Origin of the sequence: Psychroserpens sp. S379A (assembly GCF_049800755.1) — a bacterium.
Taxonomy (GTDB): Bacteria; Bacteroidota; Bacteroidia; order Flavobacteriales; family Flavobacteriaceae; genus Psychroserpens.
Genome location: NZ_JBNAFQ010000003.1, coordinates 226,393 through 252,930 on the forward strand (window position 1 = coordinate 226,393; position 26,538 = coordinate 252,930).

The 26,538-nt window shown below is 32.7% G+C and carries 25 protein-coding genes; 11 read left to right on the forward strand and 14 right to left on the reverse strand.

Going from position 1 to position 26,538, the window contains the following annotated elements:
* Position 1: 1 nt before the first annotated feature.
* Positions 2–2,479, reverse strand: a complete 2,478-nt coding sequence (locus ACP15M_RS10205) for a polysaccharide biosynthesis tyrosine autokinase (RefSeq protein ID WP_425077111.1) — start codon at positions 2,477–2,479, stop codon at positions 2–4.
* A gap of 3 nt (positions 2,480–2,482) precedes the next feature.
* Positions 2,483–3,277: a polysaccharide biosynthesis/export family protein gene (locus tag ACP15M_RS10210; RefSeq protein ID WP_425077112.1), complete on the reverse strand. Its 795-nt coding sequence runs from the start codon at positions 3,275–3,277 to the stop codon at positions 2,483–2,485.
* Positions 3,278–3,380: 103 nt separating this feature from the next.
* Between ACP15M_RS10210 and ACP15M_RS10215 the strand changes: the two genes are divergently transcribed.
* The 8 genes from ACP15M_RS10215 (at position 3,381) to ACP15M_RS10250 (ending at position 11,991) form a co-directional block, all read left to right on the forward strand.
* Positions 3,381–5,249: an ABC-F family ATP-binding cassette domain-containing protein gene (locus ACP15M_RS10215; protein WP_425077113.1), complete on the forward strand. Its 1,869-nt coding sequence runs from the start codon at positions 3,381–3,383 to the stop codon at positions 5,247–5,249.
* A 119-nt stretch (positions 5,250–5,368) separates the two neighbouring features.
* On the forward strand, positions 5,369–6,139 hold the full coding sequence (locus ACP15M_RS10220) for an O-methyltransferase (protein WP_425077114.1): 771 nt from the start codon (positions 5,369–5,371) through the stop codon (positions 6,137–6,139).
* 74 nt (positions 6,140–6,213) lie between these two features.
* A complete protein-coding gene (locus ACP15M_RS10225; RefSeq protein ID WP_425077115.1) occupies positions 6,214–6,897 on the forward strand; it encodes an ABC transporter ATP-binding protein in 684 nt (227 codons plus the stop codon).
* A gap of 61 nt (positions 6,898–6,958) precedes the next feature.
* Entirely contained in the window at positions 6,959–7,534 is a 576-nt protein-coding gene (locus ACP15M_RS10230) for a cob(I)yrinic acid a,c-diamide adenosyltransferase (RefSeq protein WP_425077116.1), read from the forward strand.
* Between the two features lie 152 nt (positions 7,535–7,686).
* Entirely contained in the window at positions 7,687–7,908 is a 222-nt protein-coding gene (locus tag ACP15M_RS10235; protein ID WP_010177336.1) for a DUF2795 domain-containing protein, read from the forward strand.
* Between the two features lie 178 nt (positions 7,909–8,086).
* Positions 8,087–11,443, forward strand: a complete 3,357-nt coding sequence (gene secA / locus ACP15M_RS10240; RefSeq protein WP_425077117.1) for a preprotein translocase subunit SecA — start codon at positions 8,087–8,089, stop codon at positions 11,441–11,443.
* Between the two features lie 143 nt (positions 11,444–11,586).
* Positions 11,587–11,715 (forward strand): hypothetical protein, encoded by a 129-nt coding sequence (locus ACP15M_RS10245; RefSeq protein WP_425077118.1) that lies wholly within the window; start codon positions 11,587–11,589, stop codon positions 11,713–11,715.
* Positions 11,716–11,727: 12 nt separating this feature from the next.
* The gene (locus tag ACP15M_RS10250; protein ID WP_425077119.1) at positions 11,728–11,991 is read left to right on the forward strand and encodes a hypothetical protein; all 264 of its coding nucleotides are present in this window, start codon (positions 11,728–11,730) and stop codon (positions 11,989–11,991) included.
* Between the two features lie 2 nt (positions 11,992–11,993).
* On the opposite strand, the gene ACP15M_RS10255 is transcribed toward ACP15M_RS10250, so the two are convergent.
* The 4 genes from ACP15M_RS10255 to ACP15M_RS10270 all read right to left on the reverse strand — a co-directional run bounded on the left by ACP15M_RS10255 (position 11,994) and on the right by ACP15M_RS10270 (position 15,538).
* Positions 11,994–12,689, reverse strand: coding sequence for a peptidoglycan DD-metalloendopeptidase family protein (locus ACP15M_RS10255; protein ID WP_425077120.1), 696 nt, complete (start codon positions 12,687–12,689; stop codon positions 11,994–11,996).
* Between the two features lie 64 nt (positions 12,690–12,753).
* Positions 12,754–14,373: a hypothetical protein gene (locus ACP15M_RS10260; RefSeq protein WP_425077121.1), complete on the reverse strand. Its 1,620-nt coding sequence runs from the start codon at positions 14,371–14,373 to the stop codon at positions 12,754–12,756.
* A gap of 51 nt (positions 14,374–14,424) precedes the next feature.
* Positions 14,425–15,003, reverse strand: a complete 579-nt coding sequence (locus ACP15M_RS10265) for a hypothetical protein (protein ID WP_425077122.1) — start codon at positions 15,001–15,003, stop codon at positions 14,425–14,427.
* Positions 14,987–15,538, reverse strand: a complete 552-nt coding sequence (locus ACP15M_RS10270) for an RNA polymerase sigma factor (protein WP_425077123.1) — start codon at positions 15,536–15,538, stop codon at positions 14,987–14,989. Before ACP15M_RS10270 ends, ACP15M_RS10265 begins: the two co-directional genes overlap by 17 nt.
* Positions 15,539–15,715: 177 nt before the next feature.
* On the opposite strand from ACP15M_RS10270, the gene ACP15M_RS10275 reads away from it, so the two are divergent.
* From ACP15M_RS10275 to ACP15M_RS10285, 3 genes are read left to right on the forward strand one after another with little or no spacing between them, the layout of a single operon-like run.
* On the forward strand, positions 15,716–16,291 hold the full coding sequence (locus tag ACP15M_RS10275; protein ID WP_425077124.1) for a DUF2911 domain-containing protein: 576 nt from the start codon (positions 15,716–15,718) through the stop codon (positions 16,289–16,291).
* 6 nt (positions 16,292–16,297) lie between these two features.
* A complete protein-coding gene (gene meaB / locus ACP15M_RS10280) occupies positions 16,298–17,377 on the forward strand; it encodes a methylmalonyl Co-A mutase-associated GTPase MeaB (RefSeq protein ID WP_425077125.1) in 1,080 nt (359 codons plus the stop codon).
* 48 nt (positions 17,378–17,425) lie between these two features.
* Positions 17,426–18,142, forward strand: coding sequence for a glycosyltransferase family 2 protein (locus ACP15M_RS10285; protein ID WP_425077126.1), 717 nt, complete (start codon positions 17,426–17,428; stop codon positions 18,140–18,142).
* Here the strand turns inward: ACP15M_RS10285 and ACP15M_RS10290 are convergent.
* From ACP15M_RS10290 to ACP15M_RS10325, 8 genes are all read right to left on the reverse strand, one after another.
* Positions 18,139–18,717 carry a phosphatase PAP2 family protein gene (locus ACP15M_RS10290; protein ID WP_425077127.1) on the reverse strand — a complete coding sequence of 193 codons (579 nt, stop codon included), beginning with the start codon at positions 18,715–18,717 and terminating at the stop codon, positions 18,139–18,141. The two genes, ACP15M_RS10285 and ACP15M_RS10290, sit on opposite strands and share 4 nt — an antisense overlap.
* Positions 18,717–18,944 (reverse strand): hypothetical protein, encoded by a 228-nt coding sequence (locus ACP15M_RS10295; RefSeq protein WP_425077128.1) that lies wholly within the window; start codon positions 18,942–18,944, stop codon positions 18,717–18,719. Before ACP15M_RS10295 ends, ACP15M_RS10290 begins: the two co-directional genes overlap by 1 nt.
* A gap of 18 nt (positions 18,945–18,962) precedes the next feature.
* Positions 18,963–20,345 carry an MATE family efflux transporter gene (locus tag ACP15M_RS10300; protein ID WP_425077129.1) on the reverse strand — a complete coding sequence of 461 codons (1,383 nt, stop codon included), beginning with the start codon at positions 20,343–20,345 and terminating at the stop codon, positions 18,963–18,965.
* Positions 20,346–20,728: 383 nt separating this feature from the next.
* A complete protein-coding gene (locus ACP15M_RS10305; protein ID WP_425077130.1) occupies positions 20,729–21,838 on the reverse strand; it encodes an ATP-grasp domain-containing protein in 1,110 nt (369 codons plus the stop codon).
* Between the two features lie 46 nt (positions 21,839–21,884).
* Positions 21,885–22,832: an NAD(P)H-dependent flavin oxidoreductase gene (locus ACP15M_RS10310; RefSeq protein ID WP_425077131.1), complete on the reverse strand. Its 948-nt coding sequence runs from the start codon at positions 22,830–22,832 to the stop codon at positions 21,885–21,887.
* Positions 22,833–24,446 carry a S8 family serine peptidase gene (locus ACP15M_RS10315; protein ID WP_425077132.1) on the reverse strand — a complete coding sequence of 538 codons (1,614 nt, stop codon included), beginning with the start codon at positions 24,444–24,446 and terminating at the stop codon, positions 22,833–22,835. It abuts the gene before it with no gap.
* Between the two features lie 32 nt (positions 24,447–24,478).
* On the reverse strand, positions 24,479–25,666 hold the full coding sequence (mnmA, locus tag ACP15M_RS10320) for a tRNA 2-thiouridine(34) synthase MnmA (RefSeq protein ID WP_425077133.1): 1,188 nt from the start codon (positions 25,664–25,666) through the stop codon (positions 24,479–24,481).
* A 78-nt stretch (positions 25,667–25,744) separates the two neighbouring features.
* Positions 25,745–26,443: a toxin-antitoxin system YwqK family antitoxin gene (locus tag ACP15M_RS10325; protein WP_425077134.1), complete on the reverse strand. Its 699-nt coding sequence runs from the start codon at positions 26,441–26,443 to the stop codon at positions 25,745–25,747.
* Between the last annotated feature and the right edge of the window lie 95 nt (positions 26,444–26,538).

Here is a 26,538-nt window from a genome sequence, read left to right on the forward strand (position 1 = left end):
ATTATACGCGATTATATAAATTTTTAATCCGTTTTAAAATTGATTTTTTATCCTTTTCATGATAAGCATTTCCATACACTCCATAACCATAGCCATAACCATAGCCATAACCATAGCCATAACCATAGTTATGGTTTGTTTTATGTTTGTAGAAATTAAGAACAAAACTAATATTCTTGACTTCACCTGTTCTATACTTAGCATTTATAAGTGATAACATTCCTTTTTTAGTGTAATCTAAACGAATCATAAAAATTGTTGCGTCTGCATATTGAGTAAGTTCAAGAGCGTCAGTGACTAATCCTAAAGGAGGTGTATCTAACACAATCATATCATAATCTCGTCTGAGATTAGCCATAAGATCACGCATGTTATCAGACATTAAAAGTTCAGAAGGGTTTGGAGGTACTGGTCCAGAAGGAACAATATCTAAATTTTCAATATGAGTTGAGTATTTTACTTCATCAAATGTGTGTTCATCAATTAAGTAATTAACGACACCTAAATCATTTTGTATATTAAAATCACCAAATATCTTAGGCTTACGTAAATCAAGACCCAATAGTATTGTTTTCTTTCCTGATAAAGCATAAACAGTTGCTATGTTTATTGAGCAAAAGGTTTTTCCCTCTCCACTTACTGAAGATGTTATCATTAATGTTCGCCCTTCTGTTTTACCTTGTTTTTTATAAATAAACTGCAAGCTGGATCTTATAGCTCTAAAGGATTCTGAAACAGCAGATTTAGGTTTTTCGAATACTATTAAATTATTTTTATATCTATATTTCCCTATTAAACCTAAAATAGGAATCTTAGATAATTGTTCAACCTCATCAGATCCATGAATGGTGTTATCTAATAAAAAAACTATAAAAATTAACAACATTGGAATAAAAAAGCCCATCATTAAAGCCATCATGTAATTGAGTGACTTGTTAGGACCAATTTTTCCTCCTCCAATGTCTTTCGCTTCATCGATAACTAGTATATCAGAAATATTTGCAGCTTTTACTATGGCAGCCTCACTTCGCTTAGCTGTATAAATATCATACGCTGCTTGGCTAATATCTAGCTTTCGTTGAATTTTCAAAAACTGTTGTTGATCTTCTGGTAAATCATTAAGCTTAGCTTCTAAATTAGCTATGTTTCTATTAAGAGATAATAATTGCGTCCCAATTGTTTTTTTAGTTGATTTTATTAATTCTAAAAGCACGTTTTTTTCAGAATCAATTTGTTTATCTAACTCTTTAAACAAGCCTGAGCTTTCTTTTGTTGTATACTCTAAATTTTGACGTTCTGCAGCCAATGTAAGTATATTTGACACACTTCGCAATATATTACTTTCTTGTATTCCAACACTGGTTGGTGCAGCAATCTCAGTATAATCGGTTTTTGTATTAAGATAGGTTTCTAAATTATCTAGGTAATTTAATTTTAATTCTTCTTCTTCTTTTCTTGTATCATACCCTCGTAATTGAGTAGAAATTTGAGTAATCTCATCGGTGACATCAAATACTTGGTTCTTCTTTCTAAATTCATTCATCTCGTCTGTAAAATCCTTTAGCTTTTCATTAACCGCAGCCAAACTACTATCAATAAATTTAATTGTATTAGTGGCATATAAGTTTTTCTTTTCTAGCTCAGACTCAGTTAGAATTCTAGATGTTGCATTTAAAAAATCAACAATTTTTGATTTGTTAGTTCCTGCTAACTGAAGCTGCAAGACTGATGGTGCAGACTTAGAGTGTGGGGAAATTATAATACTCTTTTTATAATTATTAACAACTGCATCAAAGTTTAAAAATTGAATAAAAAACTCAGATCCTACTTTAATATTTGAATCCGTTTTTAAATTTAAATGTCCATTGAGAAATGGCAGTTCTACTAATTCTCCACTTCTATATTTTTTAGTAAAAACACCAACTGGTACTGTTACACTTTCAATAGATTTATCTTGATATTTCTGAGCACTTCTTTTTGCGTTTTCAAATTCTGTAAAAACTTCAAATTCATTATTGCTTAGCATACGTATTCCAATAGGATAACCTATAATTTGAAGTTTCGTTTTATCTATTTCAAAATCAAATGGTGCCTTTTTATAAATATCTACTTTTCTGTATTTACCTTCAACCAAATAGTTCATGTAGAACTGTAATGAATCTACAACTTTCTCATTATGAGTTCTAGTTTTTATTGCAGTAATTATTTTTCCAACCTTCCCAGAAACACCTCCCCAATTAAATGAAATACTTGTATTTGCTGTAAAAAAAGGATTTTGATCATTTTCAACAGAAATAAGCGAGTCTAACTTGTATACATTTTGCTTTCTTACATTTATAAAGTAGGCAATTAAAAGAGCTGTTCCTATAGACAACAACACTAGTTTCCATAGGTTTAATATTTTAAATAGATAACCTCTAAAATCAAAACTTACTCGTCCTAATTCTCCATGATCAAATTCTTCGTTGTTGTGCTCCATTATCTATATTCTTGAAAATAGTAATATCGATGTTGTGATAAATGATAATACAGTAACTATAGTTCCAAAAGTTTCAACTGCTGTACGTCCTGTTCCTAATGATTTTTGTCTTAAAGGTTTTACGTAAATGATGTCATTAGGTTGAATGTAATAAAACTTTGATTTCATCACATTAACATCTGTTAAGTCGATAGTATGTATTTGTTGACCTTGAGGATATTGTCTAATAATTTGAACTTCTTTCTTATTACCTGTCACTGGAATTTCACCAACATTTGCAATTGCTTCAAAAATATTAACTCGATCTTGAAAAAGTGTCACAGAACCAGGACTGCCAACTTCGCCATTTGCTGTGTAACGCAATCCCGATAGTTTAACAGTTATAAATATGTTAGCCGTTTCTTTAAATTGTTCGGCTAAAAGTTTTTCCTTTAATTGCTTTTCAACCTCTTCAGTTGTATAACCTAAAACATTTATTTTGCCTAGTTCAGGAATTCTAATATTCCCATGAAGATCTACTGTAAAACCATCAAAATAAGCACGTTCTGAACTATTTGCATTTAAACTTTCTTCTCCTACAGGATTAAAAATAGTCACATTATCTTGATCTAAAACTTTAATACGAATATTCAAAATATCATTAATTTGTATTCGATAAGCTTTTGGTTGCTCTGTCATTGTTTGCGTAGAATCTGAAGGCGTATTTTTTTCTTGAAGGTAGATTGTATCTTTATATGGTATACAAGATGTTGACAAGACACAAAGTAATAATCCTAAAAGCAATAATATTCTTTTCATTTTAAATCCACTTGTTGCTTGACAAATATAACTTATCGCTATTAATATCAAAACTATTCGATGTATTTTTGAGTAATATCACTTTCTTTGTAAAAAAATTGTTTTGAATTATATTACTGTTGAAAATATATCGAAATCTTATGGCGAATTAGAGCTCTTTTCTAATATCTCATTTAGCATTCATAAAGATGATAAAATAGCTTTTGTTGCTAAAAACGGAAGCGGAAAAACGTCTATTCTAAACATTCTTTCAGGTCAAGATAGTCCCGATTCAGGACAAGTCGTAATGCGTAATGGTTTGCGAATTTCATTTCTGTCCCAATCACCGCAATTCGATTCTAACGCAAGCATTAATGATACTATTTTTAGTTCGGACTCTCCTCAATTAAAAATTATTGAAAACTATGAAAAAGCACTATTGAATCCTGAAAACACAGAAGCTTACCAAAAGGCTTTTGAACAAATGGACATTCATAATGCTTGGGAATTCGAATTGCAGTTCAAACAAATATTATCACAACTTAAACTAGACGATCTTAACCAAAAGATTAGTACCATGTCTGGCGGACAAATAAAAAGGTTAGCTTTAGCTCAAGCTTTAATTAGTAATCCTGATGTGCTTGTGCTAGACGAACCTACTAACCATTTAGATTTAGAAATGATTGAATGGTTAGAACACTATTTTTCAAAATCACAGTTTACGTTATTCATGGTAACACACGATCGTTACTTTTTAGAGCGTGTATGCAATGAAATCATTGAACTTGACCACGGAAAACTATATACTTATAAAGGCAACTATTCTTATTACCTTGAAAACAAAGAAGCTCGAATTCAATTAGAACAAGTTGAAACTGGAAAAGCTAAACAACTTTATAAAAAGGAACTTGAATGGATGCGTCGTCAACCTAAGGCGAGAACTACGAAATCTAAATCGAGAATTGACGATTTTTCAGACATAAAAAAACGAGCACACCAACGTCGCAAAGATCATAAAATTCAGCTTGAAATTAATATGGAACGTCTAGGTAGCAAAATTGTTGAGTTTCATAAGGTTTCAAAATCGTTTAAAGACAAAATTATTCTTAACGGATTTGAATATGTATTTAAGCGTGGTGAACGTATTGGTATTATTGGAAAAAATGGGACAGGAAAATCTACATTTTTAAATATGCTAACGCATAGCATACAACCAGATACTGGAAAAATCATCGTTGGTGACACAGTAAAATTTGGCTATTATACACAAGGCGGAATTGAAGTAAAACCTGAACAAAAAGTCATCGATGTTATCAAAGCATTTGGTGAATTTATTCCTTTAGCTAAAGGCAGACAAATTAGTGCAAAGCAACTGCTAGAGCGTTTTCTTTTTGATGGAAAAAAGCAACATGACTTTGTTGAAAAATTAAGTGGTGGAGAACAGAAACGTTTATATTTATGTACAGTTTTAATTCAGAATCCTAATTTTTTAATTCTTGATGAACCTACAAACGATTTGGATATCGTTACACTTAACATCCTTGAAGAGTTCTTACTCGATTTTCCAGGTTGTTTACTGGTTGTATCTCACGACAGGTATTTTATGGATAAGATTGTAGATCACTTGTTCGTTTTTAAAGGTAAAGGCGAAGTACAAGATTTTCCAGGTAATTATTCTGATTATAGAGTTTACGAATCATCTCAACCTCAAGAATCTAAACCAATTACAAATAACACCACTGAAACAGAGAAAAAAGAAAATCAAAACAAAGCCCAAAAGTTATCTTATAATGAACAGAAAGAATATAAAAACTTAGAGAGTAAAATTCGTTCTTTAGAATTAGACAAGAAGGCTTTAGAAGAAAAATTCAATGACACTTCATTATCTCAAGACAAAATAAATGAGCTTTCACAACAACTTCAAAATATCATTACTGATATTGAAGACAAAGAAATGCGTTGGTTTGAGTTAGCCGAAAAATTTGAATCCTAAACTGGCTGTTGACTGTTGCTTAAAAACCCTAAAAGAACTTTTAACTTTGAATTATGTAAAACATCATTCGTCACACCACTAACCACTAACTACTAACTACTAACTACTAATTATCATAAGTGTTTCAAATTATTGAATACATAAAATTTTTATTCAAATCTACCAATCAACATGGTGTGCACTCTCCTTTTGTATACAATTTAGTTACTAAATGTTTTTATGATTCTAAAAAGCATGACGATTATTCCAAACTTTCAGCTTATAGAACTGCATTATTAAAAAACAAAAAGCAAATTAAAATTACAGATTTCGGTTCAGGATCAAGAGTTTTTAAATCAAATTTAAGAGCCGTTAATACCATTGCTAAAACCTCTGGATCTACATTAAAAAGAACCCAATTACTTTTCAGACTAGTTAATTATTTAAAACCAAAACACACCTTAGAACTTGGCACTTCGCTAGGAATTGCAACTCAAGCAATGGCTTTAGGTTATTATAAAAACCATGTCACAACACTTGAAGGTTGTCCGAATATTTCAGAAATCACAAGACAACAACTCAATGAGTTCAATATTATAAATGTCACTCAAAAAACTGGAGAGTTTTCATCATCACTTTCAGAATTAAAAGAGAAACATTTTGACTTAGTATTTTTTGATGGCAACCACAATAAAAAAGCTACTTTACAATACTTTCATAAACTTATTGATAATACACACAATGATTCTGTATTTATATTTGATGACATTCATTGGTCAAAAAATATGGTAGACGCTTGGGAAATTATAAAAAAACATCCTAAAGTAACTGTTAGTATTGATACCTTTTTTTGGGGATTTGTTTTTTTTAGAAAAGAACAAGCTAAAGAAAATTTTACCATCAGATTGTAACATACAGAAATGTAACACGTCTTATGGACTGAAATCTGTATCTTGCAGATGCATTAATAAAAACTTAGGTAAGAATGAGCAACGTTATTGAAATTAGAGGTATTATTCGAAATTTTCAACTTGGTCAAGAAACAGTTTATGTTTTAAAAGGCATCGATTTAGATATCGAACAAGGAGATTATGTTGCCATAATGGGACCTTCTGGTTCTGGAAAATCTACATTAATGAATTTACTAGGTTGCTTAGATACTCCTACAGCTGGCTCCTATATTCTTAATGGAAATGACGTTAGTCAAATGACTGATGACCAACTTGCCGATATTAGAAACACCGAAATTGGTTTCGTATTTCAAACCTTTAACTTATTACCAAGAACGACTGCTCTAGACAATGTGGCTTTACCAATGGTTTACGCAGGAATGTCAAAATCAGATCGTAATAAACGTGCTGAAGAAGTTTTAACAGATGTTGGACTAGCAGATCGTATGGACCACAAACCTAATCAATTGTCTGGTGGACAACGACAACGTGTTGCTGTTGGTCGTGCTTTAGTCAATAAACCTTCAATTATTCTAGCCGATGAGCCTACCGGAAATTTAGATTCAAAAACTGGTCATGAAATCATGACGCTTTTTGATGAAATTCACAAAGCAGGAAACACAGTTATAATGGTAACCCATGAAGAAGATATCGCAGCACATGCCAAACGAGTAATTCGTCTTAGAGATGGCATAATCGAAAGTGACACTAGAAATTAGAAGTATAGAACATACTGCAATAAAACTTTTACTTTCAACTTATAACTTTTAACTTGCATATATGAAAATATATACAAAAACAGGAGATAAAGGAACAACTGCACTTTTTGGTGGCACACGTGTTCCAAAACACCATATTCGTATTGATAGCTACGGAACCGTTGATGAACTCAACTCACACTTAGGACTCATAAGAGATCAAAATATTAACCAACATTATAAAGATGTTTTAATAGATATTCAAGACAAACTATTTACTGTTGGAGCTATTTTAGCTACAGATCCTGAAAAAGCAGTTTTGAAAAGCGGCAAAGAACGTTTAAATATTCCAAAGATTTCTGAAAGCAACATTGCTAAATTAGAACAAGAAATGGATGCTATGAACGAAGCATTACCTCCAATGACGCACTTTGTATTACCTGGTGGACATCAAACCGTGTCATTCTGTCACATAGCACGTTGTGTTTGCCGTAGAGCCGAACGTTTAGCAAGTGCATTAAACGAAATAGAACCTTTTCAACCTGAAAGTTTAAAGTACCTAAACCGACTTTCTGACTACCTCTTTGTGTTGGCACGAAAGTTGTCCTATGACTTGCAAGCCGATGAAGTAAAATGGATTCCGCAAAAAGAATCCTAGAGTAACACACTTTGCAGAATAAATAATTAGTTCTACTTGGCTTAAACGATTGAAACTATAAGTTCTTTTAAATTTTTATTTAATTAATTCACTTTTTTCTTGACTTTATGAACTATAATTTTATTTTTGCAAAAAAATAAACCTATAAAGAAATGTATTGGACATTAGAATTGGCATCGTATTTAAGTGATGCGCCTTGGCCAGCAACAAAAGACGAATTAATTGACTACGCTATTAGAACAGGAGCTCCTTTGGAAGTTGTTGAAAATCTACAAGCGATAGAAGATGAAGGCGATTCTTACGACTCAATTGAAGAAATCTGGTCTGATTACCCAACAGATGAAGATTATCTCTGGAATGAAGACGAATATTAAAGCTGCTTGATGCTCAAGCTACTTTAAACGTAAAATAAAAGTTAAAAAGTCTCAAATTGAGACTTTTTTTGTGCCTTAATCTTTCAAAATAAATAACACAAATCATATCTTTGAGGTTTACTAAACATTAAAGATGAAACGTTATAAATAACGTTTATAAATCATATAAATAAACACAATGAGTTTTTTAAATTCAGTATTAAAAGTATTTGTAGGAGATAAAGCTAAACAAGATGTTAAAGCCTTAACTCCTATCGTAGAAAAAGTAAAATCATTTGAAGGTGCGCTTGAGCAATTATCACATGACGAATTAAGAGCAAAAACAGCAGAATTCAAAGCGAAAATAGCAGAGGCAAGAAAACCACTTCAAGATGACATCGATCAGTTGTTAAAAGATGCCGAAAACACAGATGATATTGACAAAAGAGAAGACATCTACGAATCTATAGATAAAATCAAAGATGATATTTACGAGGTTACCGAAGGTGTTCTAAACGATATCATGCCTGAAGCTTTTGCCGTTGTAAAAGAAACAGCAAAGCGTTTTGTTCACAATACCGAAATCCCTGTGCAAGCTAATGAGTTTGATCGTTTGGTTTCTGGCGATAAAGATTATGTCACTTTAAATGGTGACCAAGCCATTTGGGCAAACTCTTGGGATGCTGCTGGTAAAGCCATCACTTGGGACATGATTCATTACGATGTTCAGCTTATTGGTGGAGCAGCCATGCATCAAGGTAAAATTGCCGAAATGCAAACTGGTGAAGGTAAAACTTTAGTAGCAACGCTGCCTGTGTACCTAAATGCTTTAGCTGGAAAAGGCGTACACTTAGTAACCGTTAACGACTATCTAGCAAAACGTGATAGTGCTTGGATGGCTCCAATTTTTGAATTTCATGGCTTAAGTGTCGATTGTATTGATTACCATCAACCTAATTCTGAAGCAAGACGAAAAGCTTATCGTGCAGATATCACTTATGGAACCAATAATGAATTTGGGTTTGATTACTTAAGAGATAACATGGCACATTCGCCAGACGATTTAGTACAACGTCCTCACCACTATGCTATTGTCGATGAGGTCGATTCGGTATTAATTGATGATGCTCGTACACCTTTAATCATTTCTGGACCTATTCCGCAAGGCGATCGTCATGAGTTTACAGAACTAAAACCAAAGGTTGACAATATAGTAAGCGTTCAACGTAAATATTTGACAGGTGTTTTAGCTGAAGCAAAAAAATTAATTGCTGAAGGTGATACCAAAGAAGGTGGCTTCCTATTATTGAGAGCTTATAGAGGTATTCCGAAGAATAAGGCCTTAATTAAATTCTTAAGTGAAGAAGGTATAAAAACATTACTTCAGAAGACTGAAAACTTCTACATGCAAGATAACAATAGAGAGATGCCAAAAGTTGATGCTGAACTCTACTACGTTATCGAAGAAAAAAACAATCAGGTAGAATTAACCGATAAAGGTGTTGAATTCTTATCTGGTAAAGACAATCCAGATTTCTTTGTCATGCCAGAAATTGGTATGGAAATCTCTAAAATTGAAGCTAAAGGACTTTCAAAAGAGGAAGAAGCTGCCGAAAAAGAAGAGTTGTTTAGAGACTTCGGAATTAAGTCTGAACGCATTCATACACTTAACCAATTACTAAAAGCATACGCATTATTCGAAAAAGATATTCAGTATGTTGTGATGGATAATAAAGTTATGATTGTCGATGAGCAAACAGGTCGTATCATGGATGGTCGTCGTTATAGTGACGGATTGCACCAAGCGATTGAAGCTAAAGAAAATGTAAAAATTGAAGATGCCACACAAACCTTTGCAACGGTTACGCTTCAGAATTACTTTAGAATGTATCGCAAGTTATCTGGTATGACAGGTACTGCTGTGACTGAAGCTGGAGAATTTTGGGAAATCTATAAATTAGATGTGGTGGAAATTCCAACCAACAGACCAATTGCTCGTGATGACAGACAGGATTTAGTGTATAAAACTAAGCGTGAAAAATACAATGCGGTTGTTGATGAAGTGACCAAATTATCGCAAGCTGGTCGTCCAGTATTAATTGGTACAACCTCTGTAGATATTTCAGAATTGTTAGGAAAAATATTAGCGCAACGTAAAGTGCCTCACAATGTATTAAATGCAAAACTGCATAAAAAGGAAGCAGATATTGTTGCCGAAGCTGGACAACCTGGTCAAGTAACCATTGCAACCAATATGGCTGGTCGTGGTACAGATATTAAATTGTCTGACGAAGTTAAAGCAGCTGGAGGTTTAGCAATTGTTGGTACTGAGCGTCACGATTCACGTCGTGTCGACCGTCAGTTACGTGGTCGTTCTGGTCGTCAAGGAGATGTTGGTAGTTCTCAATTTTATGTGTCATTAGAAGATAACTTAATGCGTTTGTTTGGTAGTGAACGTATTGCCAAAATGATGGATAAAATGGGATTAGAAGAAGGTGAAGTGATTCAGCATTCTATGATTTCAAAATCTATTGAACGTGCTCAGAAAAAAGTAGAAGAAAACCAATTTGGTGTTCGTAAGCGTTTGTTAGAATATGACGATGTTATGAATGCACAACGCGAAGTGGTTTACAAACGTCGTCGTCACGCTTTACATGGTGAGCGTCTTCGTGTAGATTTAGCGAATATGATTTATGATACTTCGGAAGGCATTGCAGAAACGAATAAAGCTGCCGAAGATTTTAAAAACTTTGAGTTTGAATTGATTCGCTACTTCTCTATGAGTTCTCCTATCTCTGAAGCAGAATTTGCTAAAAGTTCAGTTCAAGATATTGCAGGAAAAATATACAAAGCTGCTTTTGAGCACTATCGCGAAAAAATGCAACGCAATGCTGAGTTAGCCTTTCCTGTAATTGAAAATGTATATTTAAATCAGCGTGATAAATACAAACGTATTGTTGTGCCATTTACAGATGGTGTAAAAAATCTTCAAGTTGTAACAGACTTAGAAAAAGCTTACGAAACTAAAGGCACACAACTCATTAATGATTTTGAAAAGAACATTACTTTAGCCATTGTTGATGATGCTTGGAAAACCCATTTACGTAAAATGGATGAACTTAAGCAATCGGTTCAATTAGCAGTACACGAACAAAAAGATCCATTATTGATATATAAGTTTGAAGCTTTTGAACTCTTCAAAGAAATGATAGATCAGGTGAATAAAGATGTGATTTCATTCTTATTTAAAGGAGAGTTACCTACCGAAACACAAAACAACATTCAAGAAGCTAAAGCTCGCAAGCAAGAGAAACTACAAACGCAAAAAGAAGACATTCCAAATATGGACGAGCGTGCCGCTCAAAGTAGAGCTGCTGGAGCCAATGCTTCTCAACAACAGCAAGTGGTCGAAACCATTGTTCGTGATAAACCAAAAATTGGTCGTAATGATCGTGTTACGATTAAGCATGTTATGAGTGGTGAAAACAAAACGGTTAAATACAAGCAAGCAGAGCCTTTAATTGCTAAAGGTGAATGGGTTTTAATTGAAGACTAACCACTAAGTGGTATTTGATTATCTCACTCAAACGCGCATAACATATTGTCATTCAGAACGAAGTGATGAATCTAAAAAATCCTGAAATTAAACATTCGGGATTTTTTTATTACCTTGATAGCACTAACGAAACACAAAACACTATGAGAAATGTTCTTGCAACCATTGTCGGATTTATAGTTGCTTCAGTAACTGTTTACATTTTCGAATCACTTATTGGTCATAATTTATTTCCATTACCAGAAGGCGCAAAACCTATGGATATGGAATAGATTAAGGACAACATGCATCTTATTCCTATAGGCTCAAAATTTTGTGTCGTTATCGCTCATTTTGTAGGTATTATTGCTGGTATGTTTGTTGCAGGAAAAATTTCTAAAACGAGTATGATTCCTGCTTATATTGTTGGAGGCTTGATGCTTGCAGCTACATTTTTCAATATAGCTATACTACCAAAAGAATTATGGTTTACCTTATCTGATGGTATTTTAGTAATTATAGGTTTTCTCGTTGGAAAGTCGCTTGCTAAGAAACAAATATCTAAATAAGGTTAACCTTTAAGTTTCAAAATCAAATTAGGATTTGGACAATTATGCTTATAAAACGCTAAATCTTGTTTTGAACACACTCCAGGATAATCTCCAACATAGTTTTGCAAATCTTTTATAATCTGAAAGTGTAAATGTGGTGGATAATCACCATTAACGGAAGCATCTCCTAAAGTTGCCAATTGTTCTCCTTTTTGAAACTCCTGTCCCACTTCAACATTTTGTAAAGACTCTAAACTTAGATGACCATACAAGGTATAAAACGAAACATCTTTTAAATGATGTTTTAAAATTATTGTCGGACCATAATCGCCAAAATTGGTATTATTTTTAAAACTATGAACTGTAGCATCAAAAGGTGTATAAATTGGAGTTTCGGCAGCAATCCATAAATCTAAACCTAAATGAATGTTACGTTCGGTTTCTAAATTTGACGTCTTAAAATAAGCGCTTCGATTATAAATAGCTCTGGTTTCAAGATAACCACCATAAGCAACTTTTCCGTGTTGAGACTGAATGTGATTATTAATATAAATTGCTAGTTTTTCTGAAGATGACACATCAACATTCTGCAATGCTTTATTATCTTTTGAAAGATCTAAAGACACATAATCTGAATTTGAAATTGAAGGCTCTAAAAGCGGAAATGAATCTTTAGCTAATTCATTTAAAACTTGAGAAAACACTATTGAAGACATGGTTTGTTTTTCTCAAATATATAAAATAAAACAAGGTTGTTTTACTTTTGTAGATATTTAATAGTTACCTCAAGATAACATCACTATACTTAGCATTAACAACAATAGATTTACCAGAGTTTTTATCGCTAATATAATTTTCTATCGTTTTTTGAGAAGTCATTTCATTATTGAGTTTAGAGCGATTGCCTTTAAAAAACACACTATAATCAGACTTTGGAAGTGAAATAAGCGCATCACTATTTTCCAAAATTATATTCAAATTACTGAAGGAATCTGCAATATTAGAAATAGTTAAATCACCAAAGCTTCCATCAATAATAGCATTATCTAATACATTACTCAATACAATATCTGATGAATTACTATTTAAAACCAATCGGTTTACATTTTGAATGTGTGCATCTTCGACATATTTAAGATTGAGTTGCCCTAAACTCCATGTAGTGATTTCTACAGGAGAATAAGCAACATTGATGGAAGTCTCGCTTCCATCAATGTGATTTGCTAATAAAACTGAATGTGAAATATCACCTTTTAGGTTATGAATAACCGAACCAATTTTTAATTCGCCATGCCTTACATTCATATTCAGTTTAGCCTTTTTAGGCATTTTAATTTTAATGTTTTTTTTAACCTTATCTCCTCTTAAGTGTAATCGTCTTGCTAGACTTTCATTTCGTTTAGCATGTGCTGCATGACGCTCTTCTACAACCTTAGCACGCTCTTCAAGATGTTTCGCGCGTTCTTCAATATGCTTTGCTCTTTCTTCATGTCGTTTTTCTAAGGCTTTTGCTCTAAGTTCATGAGCTTTTTCTCGTTCTGCCATACGTTGTTCTATAATTAAAGCGCGTTCTTCCATTTGCTTGCCGTGTTTTTCTTCCCAAGCTTCCATTTTTTCAGCCCATTCATCATCAAAAGATTCTTCTAGCTTCTTACTCCAAATAGCCATTTTTGCTTCATAATCTTTTCCAAATTTTTCTCCCCATTCTTCCATAGCTTGCTCATAAGATGTAAAATCTACTGCTGCCATTTCTTTTCCCCAAGCTTTCATCGCCTGTTTATACTCTTCACCATACTTTTTAGCATATTCTGAACTCCATCGTTCTAAATAAGCTTCGCCTTCTTTTTCATAAGCTTCAGTATCAAAACTTATGTTTTTTACACCTTTAGGCAATTTTGGGATTTTTGGAACTTTAGGCATTTTTTCTACTCTAAGTTTAGCTATTTCAGGCATTTCAGGCAACTCTGGCATCTCTGGTAATTCTGGCATGTCTGCAATGTAGACGTTGATATCCTCCAAACTTTTAAGTGCTTCTAAATCGAGATTTAAATCCTCAAGGTCAATTCTAAAAGATTGTGATGCGTTCCAATTTGGGAATCGATCTCCTTCTGAACTGATGTTTACATAATCGCCTGAGCCTTCGATTTTAAGATTCCAATTTTTTAATGCGTCTTGAAGTTCTTCTTTAGACATTTTTTCTCCTTCGATGTAAGCTTCAATCTCTAAGGAGTTTTTATTCCATGTATCGATTTCTATTTCGACATAACTCGTATTTAAATCGATATTTACATCTTTGCTCACATTAATTTTTTGTGATGCTTTGGTTAACTTTTGTTGTGCTGAAACACTAAAAGCAAAGCAAAATAAAAGTAATGCGACTATTTTATATGCTGTTTTCATAATTTTGATTTTGTTTTGAATTTGCATTCAAATTTGGTCTTTAATATTGTTTTACATTAGTTCTTCTTCCGAAGTATTTAAATCGCGTAATTGTTCTTTAAGACGATACAATAAATTGAGACGTAGTTTTAAATTATCTATAAGCGCACTCACTGTTAATTCATTAGGACCATTTTCAGTAAGCTCAACAGACAAACGTTTATACTCTTGATTCAATTCGGCTAATCTTACTAAATAACCATCAAAAAGCTCTTTACTCTCTGGTGTTTGCTTAATTTTTGATAACTCTAAATTGATATTGGCTAAATAATAATCTTCAACCTTTTTTAAATCTGGAGAAATATCACCAAGTGATTTTAATTGGTCTTCATCTGTTTTATTCTGATTTTCTACTACTTGATTTTCTATAGATTTTGGTTGTTTCATAAACTTATATGCTCCAAAAGCTAATCCGATCAAAATAACTATACTTGCTGCTATTTGTAAAACACTGAAACGTTTTTTGATTGATGTTTCTTCTGGAAAAGCTGCGTCTAACTTTTTAAGAAAACGTGCTTCATGACCTTCGCTCATTTTTAATTGCGAATCTTTGTCTTCATTTTCAAATAACTGCCTAAGATCTTGTGCCATTTTTAACAGGTGTTAATAGTTCTTTTAATTTCGATTTTCCTCTAGATAATTGAGTTCGCGATGTCACTTCTGTAATATTTAAAATTTCAGAAATCTCTTGATGATCGTAGCCTTCTACCAAATACAACATGACAACATATTGATATTTATCTGGTAATCTTTGAATAGCATCTTTAACCTCATCTAAAGTTATTGTATCTTCTACTAACCATTCGCTTTCATAGTTTGAATCGACTACTTTTAAGTGCACCTCATCTAATTCTTGCAAATGTTGCTTTTTAGATTTCAAACAGTCAATACATTTATTAATCACGATACGTTTTAACCAGGCTCCAAAAGTAACTTCAGCTTTAAATTGATCTAGCCTTGAAAATGCTTTAATGAATGCTTCTTGTACGATATCTTCAGCTTCCATAGAATTTTTCATAAAGCGCATGGCAACGACATACATACCATCACAATACTGCTTATATAATTGCAGTTGAGCTACGCGATTGTTTTGCCTGCATTTTTCAATAATATTAGATTCTAACATCTAAAATTGCTTTTGGTTTGGTTGAGTTCACTATAAAGACGACACAAAAAACAGAGTGTTGCAAAAACATGAAACTTTTTTATAAAATATAATACTTATCCTAAAAGTACGTTAAGTTATGTTGTGATGTTATCGATTTACTAGTATCTTTATCATCCATTTTTGAAATTGATTTTTATGAACACGTTTTTAAAACGACTTCTTGTTATATTGTCCATTGTAGCTATTGGACTTTTTCTTTACTCATACTTTGTTGAAGATATTTTTTCAAAACGTTTAAGTCCGAAAGATACAGTAGAGTTTAAACTTAACGATTTAAAATTAGAAGTCTTTTATAACAGACCTTCAAAAAAAGGGCGTGAAATTTTTGGTGCATTAGTACCATTTGATAAAGTTTGGCGAACAGGTGCAAATGAAGCAACCACTTTTGAAACGAATAAAAATCTTATGATTGATGGTATTTATGTGCCTAAAGGAAAATATACTGTATGGACAGTCCCAAAAGATAGCACTTGGAAAGTAATGCTAAACACCAAACAATATCCTTGGGGAGTTGATGAGCAAATGCAACCGTTATGGGATCCTAATTACGACCTTTTAGAAATTGAAGTTACTACAGAAACTTTAAATAAAACTGTTGAGCAATTTACTATTGCCTTTGATAATTCTACAGATGACCTTAAGCTAACCATGGCTTGGGACAAAACAAAAATTGCTGTACCTTTAGTGGTACTAAAAGATAAAAAGCAATAAAGGCAGTTGACCAAAAAAACAAAATCTTCAGCGTTAAAAAACAAGGAAGGTGTTTCTCAATCTGAAATCACTAATGCATTGTCTATTAATAAAATTAGGCAAAAGCGTAAAGCTAAACCCAGTACAGAAGACTTAATTTCTCAAATTATTACAGGCAATATTACTGCGTTAAGTAGAGCCATTACTTTAGTTGAAAGCTCTAACCCAAAACATTTAAAACAAGCCAACGATATTATTAAAGGCTGTCTTCAACATGCAAATAAGTCTGTAAGAATAGGAATTACTGGTGTTCCTGGTGTTGGTAAAAGTACGTTTATTGAAGCCTTTGGAATGCACTTAACTTCTATAGGAAAAAAAGTTGCTGTACTAGCTGTTGACCCAAGTAGTAGCTTAAGTAAAGGTAGTATTTTAGGTGATAAAACTAGAATGGAAGATCTAGTGAAAAACAAAAATGCTTTTATAAGGCCTTCGCCTTCTGGAAATTCATTAGGAGGTGTTGCTCGAAAAACTCGTGAAACCATTATATTATGTGAAGCTGCTGGTTTTGATACCATCATGATTGAGACTGTTGGCGTTGGACAAAGTGAAACTGCTGTACATAGTATGGTTGATTTCTTTTTATTGCTGAAACTGGCTAGAGCTGGAGATGAGCTTCAAGGTATAAAACGAGGTATTATTGAAATGGCTGATGCTATTGCCATTAATAAAGCAGATGGCGACAATCTTAAAGCGGCAAAATTGGCTAAGGTAGAATTTAACAGAGCATTACATTTGTATCCTTTAAAAGATTCTGAATGGCAACCTAAGGTTATGCTTTGTAGTGCTCTGCAACAAGAAGGTATTAAAGAGCTTTGGAATATGATTGAATTGTATATTGAGCATACTACCACAAATCAATATTTTGATCATAACCGAAAAGAACAAAGTAAATTTTGGTTATTACAAACTATTGAAGACCGATTAAAATCAGATTTTTTTAATCAATCAAAAATTAAAGAGGCTTTAAAATTACAATTGCAACTCATTGAAGACGGTAAAACAACCCCTTTTGTCGCTGCTGAATATCTGCTTAAGCTAAAAGACTAATTAAAGTTAACCTTATACCATTCTTCATATTTTTAGACAACTTTTAGTATGTTATTTAAGTTTACCATAATTGTTCCTGTATATAATGAAGAAGATAATATAAGTCGTCTCGGAAAGGAGCTTTTAACTTATATCGAAACATCAAAAATAAAGACTACAGTGTTATTTATAAATGATGGATCTACTGATCAAAGCCTTATAAATATTGAAGCCTTATGCCATAAAAACGATAGTTTTAATTTTATATCTTTTGATAAAAACTATGGATTAAGTGCTGCTTTAAAAGCTGGATTCGATCACACAAACACTGAACTTGTTGGTTACATTGATGCCGATTTACAAACAACTCCAAACGATTTCAATTTGCTTTTAGAACATATTAACGATTACGATTTAGTAACAGGTGTAAGAATACGTAGGAATGATAACTTATTAAAAAAACTTAGTTCTAAAATTGCCAATAATATACGTCGATTGTTCACTAAAGATGGTATGGACGATACTGGTTGTCCGTTAAAAGTGATGAAAACCGAATATGCCAAACGCATTCCCATGTTTAAAGGTTTGCATCGTTTTTTACCAGCCATGATTCTTTTACAAGACGGAACCATTAAACAAGTCTCTGTGCAACATTTTTCAAGACGTGCTGGCACATCAAAATTTGGTATTAGCAATCGGTTAATTGGTCCTCTAACAGATTGTTTTGCGTATTTATGGATGAAAAAAAAGCATCTAAAATATAAGGTAATCAAACACAGTTTTTAATTGTTTTCATATCTATTTTGTAGGTACTTAAAGAGCTTATAAAACAGATTACCAGATATCATTCCAAACAGCATTCCACTTAGTATATCTAATGGATAATGTACACCAACATAAATTCTGCTATAAGCCATAACTATAGCCCAAACAACTAAAATGTATGGCAGGTATTTGTACTTAGATCGCAATATTAAGCTCACAAATGTGGCTACAGCCATTGAGTTTGATGCATGGCCAGAAAAGTATCCATATTTACCACCACATGAACGTTTTACTAACCGAATAATATCATCAATTTCCGGGTTGTAACAAGGTCTAAGTCGCATCACTAAAACCTTTTTAAAAAGATTAGTAATTTGGTCTGTAAAGGTAATCATCAATACAATTACAAGAAGTGTCAAAAGAAACACTTTAGTGTTTTTAATATGCTTATACATTAAAAACAATAAAAGTGCATAAAACGGAATCCAATTAAACTTGGTTGTATAAAACAACCAAAAGGCATCCCAAGTTTTATTGCCTAAACCATTGAGGTAGACAAATAATTCGGTATCAAGTTGTACTAACTCTTCTAACATTAATCGTCGTATCTAGAAACTTCTCTATCATAAAAATCTGTTGCTGCTTGAATGAAATTTTCAGCTTCAGCTTCAATTTCTTTTTGATCGTGCTCATCAAACTCTTCAAACCATTCTACTTCATCATCTTCAAGATTTATAATAAATCTAGGAAATTCGGTATGAATCACATAAATCGCATTAGGATGATCTGTATTATCACCTAGTATAAATTTTGGAAGTTCCATATATTAAAAAAATTAGTCTTAACTATTAGTTGAATTCAAAATTAACTTTTTAGTTAGATAATTAAACCTAATAAACAATAAAATTGCTGCAACAGTTAATCCAGCTAACAAACCTAACCAAATACCAAAACTACCATAAGCTTCCTCTTTTCCTAAAAAATAGCTTATAGGAAAGCCAATAACCCAATATGAAACAAATGTAATTAGTGTTGGAATCTTGACATCTTGTAAACCTCTTAAAGCTCCTAATACCACAACTTGAATCCCATCACTAACTTGAAAAATTGCAGCTGCTATCATTAACTTTGAAGCAATACTAACAACCTCAATGTTATCTGTTAAATTTTCGGCATCTTTAAAATCGACATATAACTTTGGAAGTTGATCATGAAATACATAAAACACAATTCCGAAGCAAACAGAAAGTATCGTTGCTAGTAGAAATAAAGAAAATGCGATTCGTCGTAACTCAAAATAATGTTGTAATCCTTTTTGATTTCCAACTCGAATCATTGAAGCCACACTCAATCCCATAGCTACCATAAAGGTCATTGATGACAAGTTTAGCGCTATTTGGTTTGCAGCTTGTGGATTTTTACCTAACAAGCCACTTAACCATATCGCAGCAGTAAAAATAGCTACTTCAAAAAACATTTGCATTGCACTAGGATAACCTAAATTAATAACTTTTTTGAACATCAATTTATCTAAAACAAAAAACTTAATGCTTGTTACATAAGCTTTAGATTTTTCCTTTTTAGTAAGTAACCACCAAAGGTAAATGACCATAATTATTCTTGAAGCTAAAGTTCCATAAGCGGCTCCAACAATACCAAGTTCTGGAAAACCAAACTTCCCAAAGATGAGTACATAATTCAATACGATGTTAACAATATTTGCTACTAGAGTTGCATACATTGGGTATCGCGTCATTGAGAGTCCGTCACTAAATTGTTTAAACGCTTGAAAAATAATTAAAGGAATTAATGAAAAAGCAACCAAGTTAAGATAAGGTATCGCTAAGTCAACAACCTCAACAGGCTGTTTCATAAAATACAACAAAGGCTTTGCCAAAAAGACAGACAAAAATAAAACGATTCCCAAAATTGTACATAAAAATAAGCCATGCTTAAATGAGGACTTTCCTTCTTTAAATTGATTAGCAGCATCAGCTTCGGCAACAAGAGGTGTGATAGCTGTTGAAAAACCAATACCTAAAGACATTGCAATAAACATAAAGCTATTGCCTAAGGACACAGCAGCTAATTCTGCTGTTCCTAGTTGTCCTACCATGACATTATCAATAAACTGTACAAACGTATGACCTAGCATGCCTAGCATTACTGGAGCTGCCAATTGCCAATTTTGTTTAAATTCTTTTGTGTAATTAGATACTACCATTTATAACATAAGTTCTGGCGGCAAAGGTAAGTTTTACAGATGTACTTTTGATAAATTTCTTAGTGAAGAAATATAAAAGCACCATAATTTGAAAGCTTAATGTTATAAACTTACAATTGTTAATAACTTGATTTCTATTTGTTTATCCAAAATGATAGAAAGCCTTATTTTTACCCTATGAATACCTTATTTTAGTAGGTTAGGTATTTGGGGTAGAAACTTTTTTAGCTATTATTTTAGAGGGATTTAAAAATTTTGTTGTTAAAAAACGTTTCAGACAAAAAGAGGACATGTCCTCTTTTTGTTGTTTATAGACTTATGTTGTTTAACGAAGTTATACGTTTTGAATTTTATAGTTTTGTGTTTTTATTAATCAAAAAACACTAAAATCGTCTTCCAAGCCATTCTGTAAACCTATAAAGTGTTGGAATTGGATCTTTAAGAAAAGATTTTGTTTCGGTATTGTTTAACAAATAATTCTTTTTGAATATAAATAAAGGATTCTTTTTAATTGTTTTCAATACACCTTTTAAGCGCATATATTCAATATCATCATAGTGCTGTTTTTTTATTTGGTTATTCAAAGCCAATTGAATAGCCAAATTAGGAAAATTTATTCCAGCAAACACAGAAGCTTCAACACTTCCCCAAAAACGAGCATTGACTTCAATGATTTTAAAATCATCAGCATTTTTGTCATAACGCAAATCTATATGTGCTATTCCAGACCAATTTAAATTTTGCATAAGTTGAGTCACAACACTGAGTAAAATATCATTTTTTAAAAAATCAAAGCATAATTGTGGTGCAAAAGCATTATCGCCTTTAAGTTTTCCTTTTTGAATGGTATGTGTTAGAATTTTGCCATTTAAACAAAGCACACTACAATCGATATCATAACCTTCAATATACTCTTGAAAAAGTAACTCTTCTACATTTGAATGCTCATCTAAATATAAGTTGAGTTCTTTATGAGTATTGAACTTAACAATTCCATCTCCACCTTTTTCATGCATTGGTTTTATTAAAACTGGAAAAGCAAGCCCTAATTTTTCCTTTGAATAGGATTCAAAATTATCAAAATAACGATACTTAGGATGTGCTAAATTATGCGTCTTTAAAAAGCGACTTAACTTATGCTTACTAATTGCTGTTTCAAAATTATCAATTTCTGGAAGTGCTATAACTTTAACTGAGCTAGGCAAAAACTGTTGATTGCGTATAAAAAATTTTATTTCTTCTTCGGCAATAGGAATTATTACTGAAATATCATGAGCTTCAATTTCTTTAGAGATAGTGTTTAACCAATCTTTATCTGAAGCCTTTTCATAATGCTTGTAATAAGATATGTGCTTTGAAAACTTAGCAGCAGTCCGTTTTTTATCTGATAAGACATAAAGCTTGTAATCTAAATTAAGAGATAAGCAATTTATAACGCTTAGAGCCCAAGTGCTATTACCATCGGGAATTAAAACATGACACTTAGGGTTCATTAATTGTAGGGAAAATTAGTCAGTTATGTTTCAAATATAATTCTTTTTAAAAGAATGGTTGATTGGCATGTTGCTGAGCTTTATTAAATTCAGAAATCATATCTGTAACAATTTGAGCTGCAGGCTTTATGTTATGAATCAATCCTGCGATTTGCCCTATTTCTAGTTCACCATCTTCAAGGTCTCCTTCAAACATACCTCGTTTAGCACGCGCTCTACCTAAATGAGTCTTTAGCGCTTCAACTGAAGCACCTTTTTTATACAGCTCTTGTAATTCATCATAAAACTTATTTTTTATAAGTCTTACGGGTGCCAATTCTTTTAAAGTTAATTGCGTATCACCTTCTTTAGCATCTACAACAACATTTTTAAATGCTTGATGAGAAGACGCTTCTTCACTAGCCACAAATCGGCTTCCAACTTGAACAGCATCAGCACCTAAAATCATCACAGCTAACATGGTTGCTCCTGTTGCAATTCCTCCAGCTGCAATTAAAGGCACTCTTAATTGTTCTTTAACCATAGGAATTAAAGTCAGCGTTGTTGTTTCCTCACGACCATTATGACCTCCTGCTTCAAAACCTTCAGCAACTACAGCATCTACTCCTGCTTCTTGTGCTTTAAGAGCAAATTTTACACTACTCACAACATGCACCACAGTTATACCTCTATCTTTTAACCAAGTGGTCCATGTTTTAGGATTTCCTGCGGAAGTAAATACAATTTTTACACCTTCTTCAACAATGATATTCATAATTTCCTCAATATTAGGATAGAGCATCGGAACATTAACACCAAACGGTTTATCTGTTGCTTTTTTACATTTTTGAATGTGTTCTCGTAACACATCTGGATACATTGAACCTGCTCCAATTAAACCAAGAGCTCCAGCGTTACTAGCTGCAGAAGCCAATCTCCATCCACTTGCCCAAATCATTCCTGCTTGAATTATTGGATATTTTATATTGAATAGTTCGGTAATTTTATTTGCCATTTATGATTTTATAAGTTTAAAAAGTTTAGAACCTTTATTAGATTTGAAAGACATGATATAAATTCCTGAAGTCATTGAAGCCATATCTAATCTAGTTTGAGACTGAATAATATCTTTCTCTAAAACGAGTTTTCCTAGCATATTATAAATCTTCAAAGTGGTAGCTTCGGTACTTGTAGGAATTTGAATATTAAGCATGTTTGTTACTGGATTAGGAAATACCTTAAAACGCACAAATTCTTCTTCAGTAATTGACAATGCGATATTTAAAGCTAATTGTAAATCTGGAATACCATAACCTAAAAAGAAATCTGGTGAATTGAATTGTGAAGCAGACATTCTTACAAATTCTTTAATCTCTTCGTGAGAAGCATTTGGCAAGGCTTGCCATAATGAAGCAATTCCTCCAGCCATTATTGGAGCACTAAATGATGTTCCGTTACTATTAACAATTGTATTACTTGAATTCACAACAGCTGCAGCAGCTCCTCTTGCAACAACATCTGGCTTTAGAGTAGGCTGCGTTGCATTTCCTTGAGAACTGAATGGTGCATAATTACCTTCAAAATCTACTGCTCCAACACTCAATACTCCAGAAGCATCAGCTGGAGCTCCAACAATTTGCCATGAGTCATCACCAGAATTTCCTGAGGAGTTAACAACGAGTATACCTTTCTCGTTAGCAATGTTTGCGCCTTTAGTAATAAAAGCAGTATGACCATTCATATCACTAGGTGCATAACTGTAATTTTCATTATCATACACTCTATATCCTAAAGAGGAATTAATAATATGAACTCCTAAGCTATCTGCACGTTCGGCAGCTTCAACCCAATAACTTTCTTCAACAGGCATTTCGCTTGTTGGATCTTCTGTTCTAAACAAATAATAAGAAGCATCAGGAGCAGTACCTACAAATTCATCTTGAATATGACCAGCCATATCACTTAAAACTCTTGTACCATGTTCGCTTCCATCAAATTCAAATACCTCATCACTTCTTTCAACAAAATCATAACCACCTAACAAATCACCATTATCTCGTAAACGTTGAAATGCTCCCATTGTATCTACATTAGGAAAACCAGCATCTAATACAGCTATAACAATTCCTTCGCCTGTATAATCTGAAATATGTAAATGATCTACACCAATCATTTCGACTTGGTTTTGAGCACTTCCATAATTAAAATCGACTAAGCTTTCTTCAATTTCAAACTTGTCATTGCTCATAGCAACTCTAGATTCTGCATTAAGACTCCTATCTGCAAAGTCGATATGATCTACAAAATCTAAATTTTCTAAAGCATTGATATCTACTTCCAAACCAATAACATAAACCGCATTAAACCATTTAGATTTTGCCATAACTGCAATTCCGTTTTGGGCTTTTAATTGTGAAATATAACTTTCGTTAACAGGCACATCACGTTCATCAATAGGAATATTGTGCGCTGCTTTACGATCAATAGCATTTTGAGTTAAAATAGAAATTGGATTGGCTATAGAAGTTGCAACATTTTCTTTGTCTGTAAGATACACCCAAGCGTGTTCTTCTTGTGCAAAAGACATATACTGAAACAGTAAAGCTCCTAAAACTAAAAGTTTCTTCATCTAGCAATTGTTTGGGTAAGTTTTACTGCAATTTAAGAAATAACTCCCGAACCTACTAATTCGTCTTCTAAATACCAAGCTACAAATTGTCCTTCTGTAATAGCAGATTGCTGATTGCTGAACTCCACAAAAAGTCCATTGCTAACTTTATAAATTGTTGCTTCTTCAAGTGGTTGACGATAGCGAATTCTAGCTTTGACTTGCATCGATTCGCCATTGGCTAAGGTTAAATCTTCACGAATCCAGTGCAATTCGTCATTAGACACAAAAAGTGTAGTTTTTAAAAGTCCTGGATGCCTTTTACCTTGACCTGTATAAATTACATTATCTTCAACGTCTGTATCAATAACAAATAAGGGTTCAACAGTTCCTCCAACAGCAAGGCCTTTACGTTGCCCTTTTGTAAAATAGTGTGCGCCTTGATGTGATCCAACAATAGTTCCATCTGAAACAGCGTATTCTTGTTTTTTTGATAGAAATTGTAATTCTTCTTCTTTAGAATTGAATTGAGGTAATTTTTGTTTATACGTTTCTAAAGTTTTAGGAATCTCAACAATAACACCTTCTTTTGGTTTTAATTTTTGCTGAAGAAACTCAGGCAATCTCACTTTACCAATAAAACATAAACCTTGAGAATCTTTTTTGTCTGCTGTAACTAAATCGAGCTTTGAAGCAATGTCTCTAACTTCTGGCTTGGTCAGCTCACCAATAGGAAACAAGGCTTTAGATAATTGCTCTTGTGATAATTGACATAAAAAATACGATTGATCTTTATTTGTATCGACTCCAGCTAAGAGTTGATATGTAGTTTTTCCATTTTTTTCAATCACACCTCGCCGACAATAATGACCAGTGGCTACATAATCTGCTCCAAGATTAAGAGCAATTTTCATAAAAACGTCAAACTTGATTTCACGATTGCAAAGCACATCTGGATTAGGTGTTCTTCCTTTTTGGTACTCATCAAACATATAATCTACAATACGCTCTTTGTATTGTTCGCTCAAATCAACAGTTTGAAAAGGGATTCCTAGTTTATCTGCAACTAACATGGCATCATTACTATCGTCAAGCCATGGACATTCGTCAGAAATGGTTACAGAATCGTCATGCCAGTTTTTCATAAACAAGCCAATAACTTCATAGCCTTGCTCTTTTAATAAATACGCAGCAACGCTTGAATCTACTCCTCCCGAAAGTCCGACGATAACTCTTTTCATGCTGTAAAATTAAGAAATAAAAATAGCAACATAAACACTGTCGCTATTGTAAATGACTATATGTTAAATAAGTTTTACCTATTGCTTTTTAGGATTCTTACTTCGTCTAGTATGATCTTTTGTTTCTTTGAGTTTTCCACCTTCATAATATTTCCAAATATCATGTTTACGGTCTCGTTGATATTCTCCTTCAGCAAGAATGATTCCATCTGCATCATAGTATTTAGCCATACCATGAAGTTCATCGTTATCGTACAAAAAGTCTTTTAATAAGATCCCTTTTTCAGAATACCATTTAGAATCTCCATGAAGTTTACCATCTTTATAATGAGAACGTTCAGCAACTTGCCCATTAGGATAGTATATAATTTTTTCACCTTCTAAATTACCATTGTCATTAAAAAATTCGGTAGACATGACTGCGTCAACCTTATTGTGATAGTATATCCATTTCCCAACATAAAGTTTACCATTCATGCTGCCTTCGCTAATGAGTTTACCATTAGAAGACAAAAATTTTACCGAAGCCTTATTGTTGTTTGGATTAAACACTTTTACAGCGCTCAAAACACTCTTTTTATTTTTTAAGGTATAAAACTTAAAGGTATCTACTTCTTTACCATGCTCAAAAGTTCCTTGATATCGCAACTCTTTAGTTTTATCAAAATACTTTCTCCAAACACCATGTCGCTTTCCGTTTTTATCAAACTGATTTACCGTTTGTCCAAAAGTTGAAGCTGTTATTACCAATAAAAATATAGATGCTAATGTTTTCATTTTAATTATTGTTCTAAATAAAAATATAATAACGTTAATAATTTCAAAATGTTATTTTACAAAAAAGCTGCCAAAGTAAATAATGACAGCTTTTT

Bases quoted from the DNA above. Each gene is read 5' to 3' on its own strand.
- ACP15M_RS10265 (WP_425077122.1), bottom strand. From the start codon at position 15,003: ATGGCACAAGATCTTAGGCAGTTATTTGAAAATGAAGACAAAGATTCG.
- ACP15M_RS10245 (WP_425077118.1), top strand. From the start codon at position 11,587: ATGAGAAATGTTCTTGCAACCATTGTCGGATTTATAGTTGCTTCAGTA.
- ACP15M_RS10250 (WP_425077119.1), top strand. From the start codon at position 11,728: ATGCATCTTATTCCTATAGGCTCAAAATTTTGTGTCGTTATCGCTCAT.
- mnmA (WP_425077133.1), bottom strand. From the start codon at position 25,666: ATGAAAAGAGTTATCGTCGGACTTTCGGGAGGAGTAGATTCAAGCGTT.
- ACP15M_RS10260 (WP_425077121.1), bottom strand. From the start codon at position 14,373: ATGAAAACAGCATATAAAATAGTCGCATTACTTTTATTTTGCTTTGCT.
- ACP15M_RS10295 (WP_425077128.1), bottom strand. From the start codon at position 18,944: ATGGAACTTCCAAAATTTATACTAGGTGATAATACAGATCATCCTAAT.
- ACP15M_RS10230 (WP_425077116.1), top strand. From the start codon at position 6,959: ATGAAAATATATACAAAAACAGGAGATAAAGGAACAACTGCACTTTTT.
- ACP15M_RS10315 (WP_425077132.1), bottom strand. From the start codon at position 24,446: ATGAAGAAACTTTTAGTTTTAGGAGCTTTACTGTTTCAGTATATGTCT.
- ACP15M_RS10310 (WP_425077131.1), bottom strand. From the start codon at position 22,832: ATGGCAAATAAAATTACCGAACTATTCAATATAAAATATCCAATAATT.
- ACP15M_RS10255 (WP_425077120.1), bottom strand. From the start codon at position 12,689: ATGTCTTCAATAGTGTTTTCTCAAGTTTTAAATGAATTAGCTAAAGAT.
- ACP15M_RS10285 (WP_425077126.1), top strand. From the start codon at position 17,426: ATGTTATTTAAGTTTACCATAATTGTTCCTGTATATAATGAAGAAGAT.
- ACP15M_RS10205 (WP_425077111.1), bottom strand. From the start codon at position 2,479: ATGGAGCACAACAACGAAGAATTTGATCATGGAGAATTAGGACGAGTA.
- secA (WP_425077117.1), top strand. From the start codon at position 8,087: ATGAGTTTTTTAAATTCAGTATTAAAAGTATTTGTAGGAGATAAAGCT.
- ACP15M_RS10270 (WP_425077123.1), bottom strand. From the start codon at position 15,538: ATGTTAGAATCTAATATTATTGAAAAATGCAGGCAAAACAATCGCGTA.
- ACP15M_RS10325 (WP_425077134.1), bottom strand. From the start codon at position 26,443: ATGAAAACATTAGCATCTATATTTTTATTGGTAATAACAGCTTCAACT.
- ACP15M_RS10275 (WP_425077124.1), top strand. From the start codon at position 15,716: ATGAACACGTTTTTAAAACGACTTCTTGTTATATTGTCCATTGTAGCT.
- ACP15M_RS10225 (WP_425077115.1), top strand. From the start codon at position 6,214: ATGAGCAACGTTATTGAAATTAGAGGTATTATTCGAAATTTTCAACTT.
- ACP15M_RS10235 (WP_010177336.1), top strand. From the start codon at position 7,687: ATGTATTGGACATTAGAATTGGCATCGTATTTAAGTGATGCGCCTTGG.
- ACP15M_RS10210 (WP_425077112.1), bottom strand. From the start codon at position 3,277: ATGAAAAGAATATTATTGCTTTTAGGATTATTACTTTGTGTCTTGTCA.
- ACP15M_RS10305 (WP_425077130.1), bottom strand. From the start codon at position 21,838: ATGAACCCTAAGTGTCATGTTTTAATTCCCGATGGTAATAGCACTTGG.
- ACP15M_RS10290 (WP_425077127.1), bottom strand. From the start codon at position 18,717: ATGTTAGAAGAGTTAGTACAACTTGATACCGAATTATTTGTCTACCTC.
- ACP15M_RS10300 (WP_425077129.1), bottom strand. From the start codon at position 20,345: ATGGTAGTATCTAATTACACAAAAGAATTTAAACAAAATTGGCAATTG.